This is a genomic window from Kiritimatiellales bacterium, assembly GCA_041656295.1.
In the GTDB taxonomy this organism is placed as follows: Bacteria; Verrucomicrobiota; Kiritimatiellia; order Kiritimatiellales; family Tichowtungiaceae; genus Tichowtungia.
Window position 1 is genome coordinate 176,032 of sequence record JBBADV010000005.1, and the last position, 13,885, is coordinate 189,916.

Annotated in this window: 11 protein-coding genes and 1 pseudogene; 2 read left to right on the forward strand and 10 right to left on the reverse strand. The window is 50.0% G+C overall.

Going from position 1 to position 13,885, the window contains the following annotated elements; genetic code table 11:
• Position 1: 1 nt before the first annotated feature.
• From WC959_05115 to WC959_05150, 8 genes are all read right to left on the reverse strand, one after another.
• Positions 2–1,462 (reverse strand): alpha-L-fucosidase, encoded by a 1,461-nt coding sequence (locus WC959_05115; protein ID MFA5688507.1) that lies wholly within the window; start codon positions 1,460–1,462, stop codon positions 2–4.
• Positions 1,463–1,476: 14 nt separating this feature from the next.
• The gene (locus WC959_05120) at positions 1,477–2,268 is read right to left on the reverse strand and encodes a glucose 1-dehydrogenase (protein MFA5688508.1); all 792 of its coding nucleotides are present in this window, start codon (positions 2,266–2,268) and stop codon (positions 1,477–1,479) included.
• A gap of 43 nt (positions 2,269–2,311) precedes the next feature.
• Positions 2,312–3,340 (reverse strand): galactitol-1-phosphate 5-dehydrogenase, encoded by a 1,029-nt coding sequence (locus WC959_05125; protein ID MFA5688509.1) that lies wholly within the window; start codon positions 3,338–3,340, stop codon positions 2,312–2,314.
• 142 nt (positions 3,341–3,482) lie between these two features.
• Positions 3,483–5,051, reverse strand: a complete 1,569-nt coding sequence (locus tag WC959_05130; GenBank protein MFA5688510.1) for a right-handed parallel beta-helix repeat-containing protein — start codon at positions 5,049–5,051, stop codon at positions 3,483–3,485.
• Between the two features lie 14 nt (positions 5,052–5,065).
• A complete protein-coding gene (locus WC959_05135; GenBank protein MFA5688511.1) occupies positions 5,066–6,802 on the reverse strand; it encodes a right-handed parallel beta-helix repeat-containing protein in 1,737 nt (578 codons plus the stop codon).
• 25 nt (positions 6,803–6,827) lie between these two features.
• Entirely contained in the window at positions 6,828–7,505 is a 678-nt protein-coding gene (locus WC959_05140; protein MFA5688512.1) for a hypothetical protein, read from the reverse strand.
• 81 nt (positions 7,506–7,586) lie between these two features.
• Positions 7,587–8,291 carry a hypothetical protein gene (locus tag WC959_05145; GenBank protein ID MFA5688513.1) on the reverse strand — a complete coding sequence of 235 codons (705 nt, stop codon included), beginning with the start codon at positions 8,289–8,291 and terminating at the stop codon, positions 7,587–7,589.
• A gap of 78 nt (positions 8,292–8,369) precedes the next feature.
• Entirely contained in the window at positions 8,370–9,680 is a 1,311-nt protein-coding gene (locus tag WC959_05150; GenBank protein MFA5688514.1) for a Gfo/Idh/MocA family oxidoreductase, read from the reverse strand.
• 93 nt (positions 9,681–9,773) lie between these two features.
• Here WC959_05150 and WC959_05155 point away from each other — a divergent pair, with 93 nt between their 5' ends.
• Together WC959_05155 and WC959_05160 are read left to right on the forward strand one after the other, a co-directional pair.
• Positions 9,774–10,598: an AraC family transcriptional regulator gene (locus WC959_05155; protein MFA5688515.1), complete on the forward strand. Its 825-nt coding sequence runs from the start codon at positions 9,774–9,776 to the stop codon at positions 10,596–10,598.
• Between the two features lie 319 nt (positions 10,599–10,917).
• Positions 10,918–11,149, forward strand: a pseudogene (locus tag WC959_05160) (IS5/IS1182 family transposase).
• A 740-nt stretch (positions 11,150–11,889) separates the two neighbouring features.
• Here WC959_05160 and dnaJ read toward each other — a convergent pair.
• On the reverse strand, positions 11,890–13,068 hold the full coding sequence (gene dnaJ, locus WC959_05165) for a molecular chaperone DnaJ (protein ID MFA5688516.1): 1,179 nt from the start codon (positions 13,066–13,068) through the stop codon (positions 11,890–11,892).
• A gap of 15 nt (positions 13,069–13,083) precedes the next feature.
• Positions 13,084–13,656 carry a nucleotide exchange factor GrpE gene (locus tag WC959_05170; GenBank protein ID MFA5688517.1) on the reverse strand — a complete coding sequence of 191 codons (573 nt, stop codon included), beginning with the start codon at positions 13,654–13,656 and terminating at the stop codon, positions 13,084–13,086.
• Between the last annotated feature and the right edge of the window lie 229 nt (positions 13,657–13,885).

The window sequence follows — 13,885 nt, forward strand, 5'->3', positions numbered from 1 at the left end:
TTTATTCCTGTCCGATTTTAAATACATATGCCATTGAACACGGACGGTTATCTTCATTGCGAAACCAGTCCGGAATCTCAATTTCAAGCCCCTGTTCAGTCTGACGGTGTTTGAATGAAAAATCAGAGCCGGGCATTGTTACCGCCGTGCACGTTTTTATAGCCGGCAGCAGAACCGCACCGCCGGAAAATGCTGCATCCGGCCAGGATGTAACTATTGCATAAACAGATCTGCGATCTTTTGTTCGCGTGTAAAAAATATGTTCGCCATCGTTCGCCGCAGAAAACGGCCGGGTATTATAAATCGCCTCGCCGTTGACTTTCAGCCATTGTCCGACTTTTTTCAACCGCCGGATTATTTCCGCATCGAACCATCCATCCGGTCCCGGCCCGAACCCGACCTGAAAATTACCGCCTTGCGCCGTAATTTTTATCAGATTATCCAATATCCACTTTTCGTCTTTATAGTCATCGCCCCATATGTGCGAGAAATGAGTACTGCCGGGATAAATAACCATCCAGGGCATTTTTCCACCACCCTCGCCTGACTCGGCATCTGATGGAACAAAACGTTCAGGCGTTTTATAATCGCCATACGGATCAATCCCTCTGCGCCGCATCAGAACATGCGGCTGCAGTTTGCGCGCCATTTTAACGGTTTCAATAAGATCGTCACGAATTCCATGGGTGCGTCCATCATCCGGAAAATTCATATCGAAACACAACATGTCGACCGGACCGTAATTGCTGAGCAGTTCACGAATCTGTTCCCGATGGCGGAAAATCATCCGCTTAAATCCATCCGGATCATTTTCTTTTATATATCGTTCATGCGGCCGGGTAAATTCCGCGCGCAGCGGTGTGTATTCGATATCTTTCTGATAGTTCCACTCGTCAATCCTGAAATCAGAATCAAACCAGTCGATATGCGAAAAATATAAACCGATTCCCAAATCTTTTTTCCGCGCGGCATCAACCAGTTCTTTAACAATGTCTCTGCCGAACGGCGTCTCCATAATACTGTACGCCAGATCGCACTCTACGATTTTTCCGGCATCCGGACCAACGTGCACACGCCGACGTTTCACCCTGGTTTTCGTATCATACATTGAAAATCCATCGTGGTGTTTTGTTGTAAACGAAAAAAACTTCAACCCGGAATCGACCATCATATCCGTCCATTCATCCGCATTGAACATGGATGGATTCCACCATTTATACAGCTCTTCGTATTGTGCACGGAATTGCGGCAAATCGTGACCCAGCTCGTTTAACGGCCAGGATTCCCGTCCGTTTCCGGTAATCGAATAAATCCCCCAATGAATACGGATGCCGAATTTCCAGTCGAACACCCGGTCAAGAGCCGTCTGTCCGGCATGCACATAATCCTCATCAACGCCTTTATATGCCGGATATTTTTCCTGCAATGCTTTTTCCGCTGCCAGCAAATCGGTTTTCATCATTAAATCCTTTTTAATCAGACTGTAGCTTTCGTCGCGCCGGTGCTGATGCCTCCGTCAACCAGAAGCACCTGGCCGGTGATATATTCCGAAGCATCCGACGCCAGAAAAACAACCGTGCCGTCCAAATCATTCGGCCGCCCCGGACGCTTTAACGGAATCCGGTCGCAAATGTAATTCACCCACTCTTTATTTTCGTACAGAACTTTGTTCTGCTCTGTTTTAAACCAGCCCGGCGCAAGGCAGTTGACATTGATTCCATACGCGCCCCAATCATCCGCCAAGGCTTTCGTCATTTGAGCCACACCGCCGCGACTGGCGGAATACGGCACCAGTCCGGCATAACCGAAGACACACGTTACCGATCCAATGTTAATGATTTTTCCATACCGCCGGTTAATCATCGACGGCCCGAATGCTTTGCACATAAAAAATGTTCCGCGCAGATTCGTGTTAAGAATTGTATTCCAGTCATCCCACGACACATCCAGCGCCGGTTTGCGGCGATTGCATCCGGCATTATTGACCAGAATGTCAATATGTCCGTAATCTTTAAGAACTGCGGTGGAAAACTCTTTTATGCTATCCTCTTCCCGAACATCCAGATCGTATGCCGCAACGTTTCTGCCGAGCTGTTTCATTTCTTCAACAAATTCACAGCAATCCTCTTTCCGGCGAGCGGTAATAATTAAATCCGCACCGGCTTTCGCCAGCGCCCGCCCGAAATATTGGCCAAGCCCCCGGCTGCCGCCGCTCACCACTGCTGTCTTGCCGCTTAAATCAAAAAAATTATGTACGTTATTTTTCATATTATCTCCTCATTAAAAACCGCACCGGAATTTAATTCCTGCTTTATGGAACGAGAACCACTTTAAACAGATCACCTTGATTCGCCGCCAGCGCATTAAACCACTCGCGGCCTTCCGACAGCGGTACCGTTTTTGAAATCAGCGAATCAACGTCAATCCGTCCCTGAACAATCATGTCGATACACACCTGATATTCTCCGGTGGAGGCGCATGAGCCTAAAATATTTAATTCTTGCGTTACGACTTTCTGAAGCGGCAGTGTAATTTCCGGCGACAGGTTTCCGACCAGCGTTACCGTGCCGCCTTTTTTCACTGCATCAATTGCCGCCGTAATGGTCGGCTGAATTCCCACCGCCTCAAATATGATGTCTGCGCCGGCATTGCCGGTTTTTGCTTTAATTTCATGCTCGGCATCCGCAGAGGAATTCAGGCAGAAATCCGCGCCGAACTTCTTAGCAAATTCTAATTTTTTCTGATCCAGATCAATCGCCCAGACCGTTCCGCAGCCGGCCAGTTTCGCAGCCTGAATAATCAGCAGTCCGATGATTCCGCATCCGAAAACAGCCACCGACTGATTCAACTGTATGCGACTGCGCGCAACCGCATGGAAGGCAATCGACACCGCTTCAATCATAGCCGCCTGCGGGAATGTCATCTGGTCAGGAATTTTATAAAGAATATGTTCCGGCACGCTCACGTATTCTGCCATCGCACCGTCTTGTTTATATTCATCACAGGAAACCCCGAGAACTCGCCGGTTGTCGCAAAGATTTATTTTTCCCTGCCGGCAGAAACTGCATTCGTTGCAATAAATTGTTGAATCAAATGTCACACGATCGCCGGTTCTATAGTCCGTTACACCGGCGCCGGTTTTTTTTATAATTCCGGCGGCTTCGTGTCCCATAATAATCGGCGGCTGTCTCCGCCCGGTTTTTCCCGTCATGCCGTGAACATCGCTGCCGCAAATGCCCACCGCTTTCACTTCAATTAAAACATCATGCGCACGAATTTCCGGCTCCGGCACATCCTGAAACATAAAATCATTGGCCTGGTTATGTACTAATGCTTTCATCTCTCTCTTTCGCACGTTATTCCACCGGTTACACAACCGGCAGATTATGAAAAAATTCTGAATTTAAATATCGCAGATGTAAACCCTCACGCCGCCCAAAGAATTGACATTTGCGCTCTTTTCACGTCCGTAACATCGTCATTTACGGTGCGGAATGAACCTGAACGGATCCACCGTTTACAGTCGCTGTCGATTTTATGCGAAGCGGCATGACAGCGGTATCATTACGGGTTTCCATATAACTGATCCATACGCGATTACTCCACGCCGGCTCAATTAACAGGCAGTCTGTTACTTGAACTGTTGCGTCTGTATCAAAATAGATTTGAGTGATTCCGTTATTCCAGACCTTCACCTGTTTTAAATCGCCGACGCCGCTCCTCAGCCATAATCCGTTTCCGAGATTATCATAAATCGTAATATTTTCCGCTTTCATAACAACGTTGGAATCCATATTCGCAATTCCGTTATCATTATCAAAAAATGCACCGTTCCGGATTTCACACTGATAATTATCATGTGCAGAAAATCCTTCGTCCAGATTCTGAAATCCCTCAATGTTTTCGAACAGAACATTATCTCCGGTTCCGTGCAGATTAAATCCGTCGTTCTGCGAACCCGAGGCTTTTAAATTCCGGTATACATGATGAGACACATTTAAAATCTGCACGGCGAAACGCCGGGCTGAAACTTCCCATCCGTTTGTTTCCACTCCCGGCAGCAGTCCAATTCGTTTTTGATCGGCAGAAAGAACTGCGTATTTTGTGAATTGCCCGGTTTCAGCGCTTTGCCGCAGCCGTTCGCCCTGATATGCCAGAACGCACGGAAATTCAACCGGCAAGTCACACACCATCACACCGTTTTCTGCACGGAATCCGGTTAACAGATCAAAGCCGGTGACCAGTTCATTATTCCCTTCTATAATAACCGGCTTCTCCGCCGTGCCGGATGTGCGGATAAACAGCGGTTCACGGTACGGCCCGCTGCCGGGAACAAGAAACAGCGTATCGCCCGGTTCGACCGCTGCCGCGGCGGCGGCAACTGTTGCGTAGGGCGTTCCGCCCCGCCGGTCAACTTTCAGGATGCGGGGTTCGTCAGAAAAAACCGAATCACTGGACAAAATAAAATTGACCGGACGTCCCTCAGCCCACGCCCCCGGAGTTGCAGCCTGAAATCCTTTCCCGTTTTTATAGGCACCGACAGAACCGGCAGTTAAAACGACCGCCTGCCCGTTCGCACCGGATTCTGCATACTGGAGCAGAAAGCAGTACTCACCGCGCTCAAGCGACAGTGCCGGAAAATCCAACACCAGCCATTTGCCACTGGACGGAACCTGCCCCTTGGCCGGAATCAACCCGTTGTATTCGGCAATAATTTCTCCGGGCAAAATTTTACCGGAAATCTGCCGGGCGAATGTCAACCGGAACGGACGTTCATACAGACTCGACGATGCCGCGGAACGGATTCGCAATGCTAAACTGCGTAATGCCACCGGAGTATCAATTGAAAACTGCTGGCCGATATCCCTGCGTCCGTCTCCGTCGATCCAGAAACAGCGCATACCAACATTATCGTCCTGATTAAAATACGACACATCACGAACAATTTCCGGCACACCGGTAATAAGCGTACAGGTAAAGTCCGTCTGCGTTGCGTGGCTCGATCCGATAATAGAGATTAAGCCAATAATTAAACTACGCATGATTATCATATGCATCCACCTTTCTATTCTGAGCCTGTATTATTGTCCTGCACAGTTGTTGACGTCGAATACTGCACCGTCACCGCCTGACCGTACCGTAGTCCATATGCACTGCCGGCATCTGAGATAGAACGTTGATTAACCCGCCGGATGGTGTTGCTTTCAACTAAAACGTCATTTGCAGCAACAACATTAATTCCATCTACAGAACAGCCATCAATTGTATTATTAATGATGTTCAGATTGCGGTTGCCGGCATAATATACTGTTTGAAAACCGTTTGATACAACTTCAGCAAAAATCGAAATCGCCCCCAGCGTATAACTGTCGGCATCGGTTATATCCCGGCCATGTCCGGCATCATAAATCATATTATCACGTATCGTAATATTTTCGACCCAGCCGGCTTCTTTCCAATACGCGAATGAGGGGCCGGCGCTGATTGCCGCGCCTTTAATCCGGGCGAAATAATTACTGTGCACCACACCGTTTCCGGCCATTAACCGCAATCCCCGCCCGCGATGATCGCGAAACGAATTATTCTGGATAACATATCCGGTCGGCGCGGCGGCAAAGCTTTCAAAAAAAATCCGTCCGCCGCCGGAAAGCATACGTTCGAAATCAACTCCGGTTTCTAATGCGACGCGATAGAATGACGCCGCATCGCCGGATTTAAATGACGGCCAGACTTCTTTGATCGCCGTCAGCCAATCCACGTTTTCCGGAACGCCATCCCGCGTTACAGCCTGAACTTCCGCCTGCCCAATCAACCGGTAATCAGGTGCGGTTAAAAACCGGATGTTATCTCCGCGACGGAACACGGCTTCAAACGGTTCCGATCCCGGCCGCATCGCAATGAATGTTTGTGAATCGGAAAACAGCAGCACCGGCAGAATCAGTCCATGCAGATTAACAGAATCATCGCCCATATAAGCGAACTCACATCCATCCAGCAGCGGACCCGTGCGGGTATAGGCCGCATTAAATCCGTCGGCGCCGGTTGACATCAGGCGCTCATGCACCGTTCCGTCCGGCGTCGGACCAGGAATCACTTTGAGATTTTTATATATTCCGGTGTTTTCTGCATACCGCACCATCACCGCCGCGCCGGGAGCTGCATGAATGGTGACATTTTCCAGTGTAATATCTTTGCATCCGTTCGCTATTTTAACCGCATATCCGTCGCGGATGTTAAACACAACCCGGTCCCCGGAAGCCAAGAATCCAATTCCCGGATCTTCGTTCAGCAAATGAATGCGACCGGTGCGTGCATCCAACCGTTCCACCTGCTGAACATAATAATCCGGCGCGCCCTCTTTCCACCGCGGCTGACCGGCCTCAAATAGATGAAACCGTTTTGCAAGATAAGGTTCTGTTAAATCCGGATAACCGTCGTGTACTGTGAAATCGGCGGTGTACGCTTTGTAATCAACCGCCGTTAATGTCGCCTGCGTAAACGGCAGTGGGTCATAGTCAATCGTCAGTCCGCGAACCGTTACATCGGTGCACTGCTCAAACAGCAGCGTTCTGCTCTGCGGGTCGCCGGTTAAAAACACAACCTGGTCCGCCAGAATGGTTACGTTTCTCAACTGCCGCAAATGAATTCCGCCGGATGGAACTGTATACGTTCCCGGCAGAATCCGGACCACCGCCGGAAAATCCGGCGACAGATTTTTTAATACAGTCACCGGGTCGCCGGTTTCAATTTCGCGCCGGGACAAAAACGTCGCAATTAAAGAAAATATGACAAGCGTTTTCAAAAATATGCACGGCTGAACAACAAAATCAATTTCCGCCGATAATCAGCAGACGAACGTTTTTGGCAGGGAATCCATACTGGACGACAAAGGCCATATCCGCCAGGCCGCTGTTTGCAACAGCCCAGTTCGCAGTACCGTCTTTCCGCCAGTTCCGTCCATTTGGGTAGTTCTCACTGGTCGTTGCCGCACCAAAGGTCTGACTCTGGCCGGCCTTAGCGGGAGTATCCCACATCAGTGTAAACGTATAATATTTTCCGGCAGTGAGATTGATATCCTCTATATCAAACGTTATCCATTGTCCACCCAGGCCGGGAGCCGATGAAAGATAATTTCCGCCTTGAGTACTGATCGCAGTGCCAAGGTCTGTTTCACTGCTGCTTTCATAAATAATTACAGTAAACGGCGCGTTTACAGCACCGGATTGAAGCGAGCCGCCGCTTGTTACAGCCATTAAGCTGAATGAATCCATAATTGCATTACTAACCGCTAAAAATGACTGTCCAACGGCACGCGATACATTGGCTGTATCATCCCGCCATTGCAATCCATTCACCGTACCGGCCGGAACAAAAGAAGTTAAAACATTCGTCGCGGGCATGGCCGCATCATAACTGACAGTCACTGCAGCCTGAGCAGACAGGCAGCCGGCGGCGGAAAGCAGCAGAATAATTCGATATAATTTATATGTGTTACGGATACTCATCTTGATTATCTCCAGCAAACAAAAGGTTGCAGAATTAATTTGAGGGACTGTTAATTCTGCAACCTGAATTTATCCGGTCAGTTAGCGAGCAATACGCTGTCTTCTCAAAGTCATCAGAATGCAACCGCCGGCGACCAGCAATCCGGCTGAAACCGGCTCAGGAATGACCTGGACAACAAAGGCCATATCAGCCACGCCGCCGTTTGCAACAGCCCAGCCGGCATTATTATCGTTTCGCCAGTTCCGACCGCCGGCATAATTTTCAGGAGAAGCCGCCGTAGAAAATACTTGATTCTGGCTCGCCACATTGCTGTTATTGAAAGAAAGTGTAAATGTATAATAATATCCTGCAGAGAGTGTTATATTATCTATGTCAAATGTAACCCATTTGCCGGAAACTCCTGTACTATCCGAGAGATAAGTTCCGGTTTGTGTTGAAACCACACTTCCGATACTGGTTTCACTTGCGCTTTGGAAAACCTGTACTGTAAATTCGGCACCACGAGCTCCACTTTGAGGATTCCCATTTGCCAGCAAGCTGAATGAGTCCATAATCGTGTTTGCAGAAACATAAAAAGACTGCCCGACTGCACGCGAACCGCTCGCATTATCCCGCCAATCCAACCCGTTTATAGTGCCGGTCGGCATAAAAGAAGTCAGCACATTCTCGCCCGGCATGGCGGCATCATAACTAAGGATGATATCTCCTAATGCGGCACCTGCCAACATCAGAATGCATGTTATAATTCCGGCGACCTGAACTTTACAATTTACTCTCTTTTCCATCTCTTCCTCCTTCTGGTTACTCTGTTCCCTCTCTCCTTGTTTTGAACCGGCTGTTCCAAACCAGCCGGTTCCCGAAATCTACAGTTTCAGTAAATGATCCACCGCAACCGGCAATCCGGTTTCAAATGATCGGTTGGCCGCAATTCCTGTTAAAATTGAACGCGCTCCGTCTAAATATCCGGCTGAACAGCCCAGCATATCGTCATCAACCGGCGCGAAAATATCTTTGGCCATCCGTGCGTCACCGCCGCCGTGATCACCATCAACGTCCGGCAGTTCCACCGCATACGGAGTGCTCCAATGGGGAAATACAGTGATCCGTTTGGTTTCACTGCAGGATTCCCCGTTTTTGCCGGCGGCGCCGCTGATATAGGACTTTTCAGTTTCCTCCAGTTCAATCCGCCCTTTTGTTCCGTTAAAGGCAATCCGGCATCCTTCCCACGGTGAATATGCCATCAGTGAATATGTCATCTGAGCGCCGCTGCGGTAACGCACCAGCACATTCATCGTGTCTTCAATATCGATGCCGTCACCGAAAACATTTTGATCGCGCAGATAATGATCATACGCTTCGGCTTTGTAATACATCTCTTCCTGCATTTTGCTTTTCCGGAGATCCAGTGCAAACGGATCACCTTTAGCTTCCGGCGATGTTCCCCGGAAATAGTTATGAACTTCCCCGCGCGCTTCGGCATTGACTTTGCCGTAAAACGCCAGCGTACCGAACCCGAAAACCGTTTCCGGCGAACTGTCCAGCCACCAGTTCACCAGATCAAAATGGTGTGTGGATTTGTGTACCATCAAACCGCCGGAATTGATTTTATTGCGGTGCCACCGCCGGAAATAATCAGCGCCATGCTTCGTATCCAGCAGCCATTCGAAATGCACCGACGTGATATCGCCGACGGTCTTTTTCAGCAGCAGCTCTTTCATCGCACACCGCACCGGCGAATAACGGTAGTTGAAAGCCACCCGCACCGACCGGCCGGTGCGCTCCACCGCATCCAGAATCAGTTTACATTTCGGAATATCCGTCGTCATCGGCTTTTCAGTTATCACATCGCAACCGGCATCCAGCGCGCGGACAATGTATTCGTGATGCAGCCGGTCGATGCAGGAAACAATGACGAAATCCGGCCGCTGCTGCTCCAGCATCCGGTCGAACTCCGTCGCCGGAAAAACCGGCACCGGCGGCGCATTGTATTTTTCTGCATACACCGAATTGTAATAGGCCGGACGTACGGGATTCGGATCGCAATAGCCCACCAGTTCAGCAACCTCGGCATAACTGCCGAGAATTGAATCACTGAAAAGTTCAGAACGCCGCCCGGCACCGATAATCACATAACGTTTCCGGAGCAGCCCGTTAGAAATCTGTTTTTTACTCATACGGGTAAACAGTCAATTTTATCGACCGCATTGTAAATAACTCCATCGCTCAATAACTTGACATTTGCGCCCATTCTATGATTGTTTAATTTTATGTTTTTATCGTACATCGGAAACGGGAAGCGGCAGTACTCAAAAAAAAAGCCGACCTGGAAAGGCAGGATATTAACCCGCAACGTCTGGGAATTTGAGGCGGTAATCCGCGGCGAAATCGGAATTCTTTTTCCGGAAGGTCCGGATATTCTGCACGCTCAGTCCTTATGGGTTTTTCCACCGCAGCACACCCACGGCTGGGTTGGCAACAAAGAACGCGAGGCTGAAATCGCGGTGTTCCATTTTCAGACGGTTCCGCCGTTTGTGGAACATTACTGCCGGAATTCCGACGAAAATTACATCTGCATCTCATTAACTCCGGCACAATGCCGGCAGCTGCGGGCATGGGCGGATCTTGCAGTATACCACCGGCAGAATCCAAGCCGCGCATCAATTATCTGCTATCAGCATATTCTTTCCGGACTCAGCCTGATGGTTCACGAATCTGAACTCAGTAAACAGCAGGCCTCAACTTCGACGCACGCGCAGCGCTGTGTCGACCGGGCGATGCAATGGTACAGTGAACATATGGCCGAAGACCCGGATTACGACACCATTGTCCGCGCGGCCGGTGTTTCCGCTTCACATTTACGGCGCCTGTTTCATCAGATCATGGGATTACCGCCGCAAAAGGTTTTTGAACGGTTACGGTTCGAGCGCGCAACTCAACTGATGAGCGACCCGGATATAAAATTAACCGAAATCGCCGAAGCCTCCGGCTTCCAGAGCGCTAGTGTTTTTTCGCGCGCGTTCAAAAGTTTTTTCGGCTGCAGTCCGGCGGTCTGGAGCGGACGGTTTCAGCCGCGGCATGAAAAACAACCGTAAACAACACACCGTTTAAAAACGCGCCCGGAGTGTAATTATCTTTTTCGCCGCCACAGGAAATGCCAGCGTTTGCTTTTTCAACTGCACAGTCTGCTTTTCTGAAGTTTCATTCATGGTGAATGAAAACCCAATGCTTTTAAGCGTGGGAATTCCATTAGGGCGTGTTAACGCTATTGATTTGTAACCCCGGATCTGCCTATATTGCCAGGATGCAACTTACACAAGAGCAATACGAGCAGATTGCACGCTGCTTCCAACGCAGCGGGGCAATGTTTCGCTGAATAACCTCACGGTGATCAATGCCATACCGGTGTTTTAAAAAAAAGCGGGCCCGCAGTCCATCGGTAAATCCAGCGGCGGATGGGACACCAAAATTCATCTGGTTGCTGCAAGTGCTGTATGTGCGCCGAATTTCAGTCTTTCCGCCGGAAATGCAGAGGATACTCTGTGCGGATGGGAAACTGCTTCTGCAAACGGAGCCGCCGGTTGTGCCATGCGCATTGCTGATGGATCAGGCCTATGAGGGCAATGAAACCAGAAAGAACTCTATAAAAGACGCAACGAAGTAGAGCGTCTGTTCTGGCCTGTCTGACGTCAGCGCGCTCTTGCTCACCGGCGTGCAGTGTTTTTTTAAAGCTCAGATTCATCTCCCGCAGAACATAGTGTATTGCAGGAAAAGAACAGTTCAGCTTCAAGGTATCCTGGAGTTCTGCGAGCGTTATGTCTTTCTGCCGGCGGATACACGCCCGGATCTGGTACATGAAGACAGATATAAGGCACACTTTTATTTAAAATACTCTAAAATTTTGATGAGCCTGGCTGTTACTAAAGATAATGGATTTGTATTGGTTATCTTCATAGTATGATCTACTGATGATTGATGCCGGTCCGAGTACTTGTTACAAGCGGTGCCGAAGCGGAGGACAACACATACAGGCCGTCTAAGTGAAGGGCTTGATGCGCAGTATCTGCCGGCAGATCGCGGTTACGACACGGATGCGATTATACAACAGGCCCGGGGTGCATCCATCATTCCGGTAATTCCGCATAATAACACGCTCCGAATGTTTTCTGCTTAATTTGCCGCGCTGTGCGGAGCAAACATTGCCGCTTTGCTGCCCGTTTTCAGTGAGCCTTTCTTCGATTCCTGTCTGCCCCGCAATGTATCGATGCCCAGCAATGTGAACACCCGACTCTTTTTATAATCAATAAAAGAAGAAACTTTTCCGGGCACAGCTGCGGCCAGAAGGTTGGGCAGGGTAATGATGCCGGATCGGGAATCTAGTCAATCCTATTTCTCAAGCACGCGTTTGTGTTCGTAAAACCGGTCGGCAGCTTTCTGCATGTTCTGCATCAGGGGATAATTTTTTTCGTTGATCATGGCGGCGGCTTCCTGCAGTGCTTTCTTTTCCTTGCCGGAAAGATTCTGCGGAACTTCAATTTTAACAACGATCAGATGATCACCGGCGCCGTAACGCGAACTGGCAATTCCTTTGCCGCGCATCCGCAGGATCTTACCGCTTTCGGCACCCGCCGGAATTTTCATGGTGGCTCTGCCGTGAATGGTCGGAACAGAAACTTCGCCGCCAAGTGCTGCAATATGAAAGGGCACCGGCACTTCGCAGATAATGTCGAGATCGCTGCGTTTAAAAAATTCATGTTCGCGAACGTGCAGCACAATATATAGATCACCCGCCGGCCCGCCGCGCAGCCCGCCCTCACCTTTGCCGGCGATACGCAGCCGCGATCCGGTTTCGACGCCGGACGGAATTTTAACGTCAATTGTACGCCGGTTTTTCACGAGGCCCTGTCCGTGACACTCTTTGCACGGTTTATCCACCACTTCGCCAGCGCCGTGACACGCCGGGCATGTCTGCCGGAACTGAATAAACCCGCCGCCACTGACAACCTGTCCGGAGCCGTGACATGTTTTACATTGATGCCGCCCGGTGCCCGGTTCTGCGCCGCTGCCTTTGCAGTGCGCACACGTTTCATTGACGTTCAGCCGGATTTCGCGGTGCGAACCAAGCACCGCCTCTTCAAAGTCAATTTCCAGATCGAAACGCAGATCCGCCCCCGCCTGCGGCGCGTTCGGGTTGCGCGCCCGGCCGCCGCCGCCGAAAAAGTTTTCAAAAATACTTCCGCCGCCGCCGGTCGCACCCATAAACGTACGTAGCGCTTCTTCAAGATCGATACCGCCGCCGAAGCCGCTGAATCCGCCGGCACCGGCGCCGCGTCCGGCGCCGAATGCAGCGTGACCGAACTGATCGTACTGCTGGCGTTTTTTATCGTCACTCAGCACTTCGTAGGCTTCAGACGCTTCCTTGAATCTTTCCTCCGCCGCTTTATTGCCGGGATTTTTATCGGGGTGGTACTGAATTGCGAGTTTGCGGTACGCCTTTTTTATTTCATCCGCTGTTGCGCCGCGCGCCACACCGAGCACTTCGTAATAATCTTTTTTTTCTGCCATAGAACTAACAATCCTTTATTCCGCCGGTCCGCTGGACACCACCACCTGCGCGGCGCGCAGCAGTTTTTCACCCAGCATCCAGCCGCGCCGCGTCTGTTCAATAACCATTTCCGCCGGTTCATTCGAAGGCAGATGCGTGATTGCTTCATGCCGGTGCGGATCGAAGGTTTGCCCGACGGCATCAATCGGCGTCGCATTAAATTTTTTCAGCACATTGATTAACTGATCGTAAACCAGCTTAAACCCGTCAATCACCGGTTTATCCGTTTCATGACTTTCAGCGCTTTTTATGCCGATTTCAAAATGATCCATCACCGGCAGCAGTTCTTCGATCAGCGATTCGTTCGCATAAAGAAACAGTTCACTGCGTTCGCGCTGCGTACGTTTGCGGAAATTATCAAAATCAGCACGCAACCGCAGATACTGGGTATGCAGTGATTCGTCCTCTTCTGTTTTCACTGCCGGTTCGTGCTGCTGCGCTGCGTCGCATTCGCAAAGCTCTTCTCCGCCGCACTGCGAATCTTCCGCCGGAGTTTCTTCCGTGGTAATCTCTTCCGCCTCTGCGTTTAATTTTTCTTTTCTCTTCATGTCAAATTCCTTTTGGAGCGGGATTCCTTGCGTATTAAAAGCCGGAAAATATACGCATTTGTTGCGCCGCCGTCAACCGCTGCCGGCATTTGACGGGAATAACGAATTGACTCATAAAAAAAGACACCGAAGCACGGGCCGCAGAGGGGGGCGGATTGTTTCGTTGACTCATAAGGATGACACCCTGTTGCTGGAGGGATGGAAACGATGAGTCTGGAGTCAAGAGCGC